The sequence below is a fragment of the Homoserinimonas sp. genome (assembly GCF_056262345.1).
On record NZ_JBACFR010000211.1, the window covers coordinates 1 to 2,027 of the forward strand.

The window sequence follows — 2,027 nt, forward strand, 5'->3', positions numbered from 1 at the left end:
CCTGCTCCGCCTCGCTGAGGGATACGCCGGGTGCGGCATCGAGCCGCACCTCGACCCCGTGTGAACCGCTAAGCCAGACAGACTCTGGCGGCTCGGCCACGTGCATCAAACTCTGCATGGCCCGGCCGGAGATGAGGGCCACCCGTGTGTCTGGCGCGCGGGTCAGGGCGAGCATCGCCTCCCTCGCCGCTGGCAGCGCCCGCGCCTCCTCTGGCCGGTCGACAAGCGGTGCGAGGGTGCCGTCGAAGTCGAGGGCCACCAGCAATCGTGGGGTCTCCGCAAGAGCCGCAATGGCATCCTCGAGCGACCGGAAGTTCGCCTGATCATCAGCCACGGCGCGACCTCACGCGTCGATCGCCATCGGCCCGGTTTCGGGCTGAGCGTCTTCGTCAAGCTCGTCGTGGAGAACATCTGCCTGCAGGCTCTCCGCGTGCCCATTGCCCGTGAGAACCGCGAGGAACGCCGACGACCACGCGGCAACATCGTGCTCGAAGACTCTGCGGCGCAGCGATCGCATCCGGGTGCGGCGCTCAGCCCTCGGCATGTGCAGCGACCTCAGGATGGCGTGCTTGAGCCCGTCGATGTCGTGCGGGTTCACGAGAAGCGCCCGCTTGAGCTCGTCGGATGCCCCGGCAAACTCGCTGAGGATGAGAACGCCGTCATCGTCGGTGCGGGTGGCCACATACTCTTTGGCAACCAGGTTCATGCCATCGCGAAGGGCCGTAACGAGCATCACATCGGCTGCGAGGTACAGGGCCACCATCTCGTCGCGCGGATAACTCGTGTGGTGATAGCTCACGGGGGCGTGGCCGATCGTGCCGTAGTCGCCGTTGATCCGCCCCACCATGAGCTCGATCTCATCCCTCAGTTGGCGGTAGGCCTCGACCCGTTCACGGCTGGGGCTCGCCACCTGCACGAGCGTGACTTCTCCCGCTGTCATAGAGCCGTCGCGCAATAGCTCACCGAACGCCTTGAGTCGGTGCGCGATGCCCTTGGTGTAGTCAAGCCGGTCGACACCCAGGATGATGCGCTCCGGGTTGCCCAGCTCCTCGCGGATCTGGCGGGCCCGTTCGATAATCTCCGGCCTGCGTGCCATCTCCTCGAAGCTGTCCGCGTCGATCGAGATGGGAAAGTGCCGGGCGATGACGGTTCGGAACGGTTTGCCCTCGGGAATCGGCCCGTGGGCGCGCACCCCCACCGACTCGTCGATCAGAGGCACCTCGATGGTGGCCCCCTTCGTGGGGAAGCCCTTGAGTCGCCGCACCGCTCGCGTGAAGTTGTTGGCGTCGGCCAGTCGCTGGAAGCCGATCACATCGGCACCGAGCAGCCCCTCGATGATCTGCGTGCGCCACGGTAACTGCGAGTAGATGCCGTAGGGAGGAAAGGGGATGTGGTTGAAGAAGCCGATCGTGAGGTCGGGGCGGTCCTCCCGCAGCATGCGGGGAACAAGCTGCAACTGGTAGTCCTGCACCCACACCACCGCGCCCTGCTCGCTGACCTCGGCTACGGCATCCGCAAACCGCCGGTTGACCTGCACATAGCTATCCCACCATTCGCGGTGGTACTGCGGGTGCGAGATTACGTCGTGGTAGAGCGGCCACAGGGTGTCGTTGGAGAAGCCCTCGTAATACATGCGGATGTCGTCGGCGGTCAGCGGAACGGGCACAATGCTGATGCCGTCGCTCTCGAAGGGATCGAGCTGCAGATCTGGCTGGCCAGCCCAGCCCACCCAGGCGCCGTTGTTGGCGCGCATAACGGGCTCAAGAGCTGTGACGAGACCACCGGGCGAGTTAGCCCATCGCGCGGTGCCGTCGGGGTCAATTACGCGGTCGACCGGTAGTCGATTTGATGCGACTACGAATGAATATCGCTGGGGTGCGGCGGGTGCCTGAACCGTCATGGGGTGCATGCTCCGTGTCTTATCGGCGCCCTTATTCCCGCCGGAACGCGGGAGAGCGTCCCTTCCACAGTACCCCCGCCTGTGCCTCAGCGGGCCGATGGATTGCCTCCATCGGCCCGCCGAGCTG

General features: G+C 65.5%; 2 protein-coding genes. Both read right to left on the bottom strand.

The features are described 5' to 3' along the window. A partial coding sequence (locus AC062T_RS10235; RefSeq protein WP_476029721.1) for a trehalose-phosphatase occupies positions 1-334 on the bottom strand: 334 nt, incomplete at its 3' end. Between the two features lie 9 nt (positions 335-343). Continuing rightward, positions 344-1,900: an alpha,alpha-trehalose-phosphate synthase (UDP-forming) gene (otsA, locus tag AC062T_RS10240; RefSeq protein ID WP_476029723.1), complete on the bottom strand. Its 1,557-nt coding sequence runs from the start codon at positions 1,898-1,900 to the stop codon at positions 344-346. Positions 1,901-2,027: the final 127 nt, after the last annotated feature.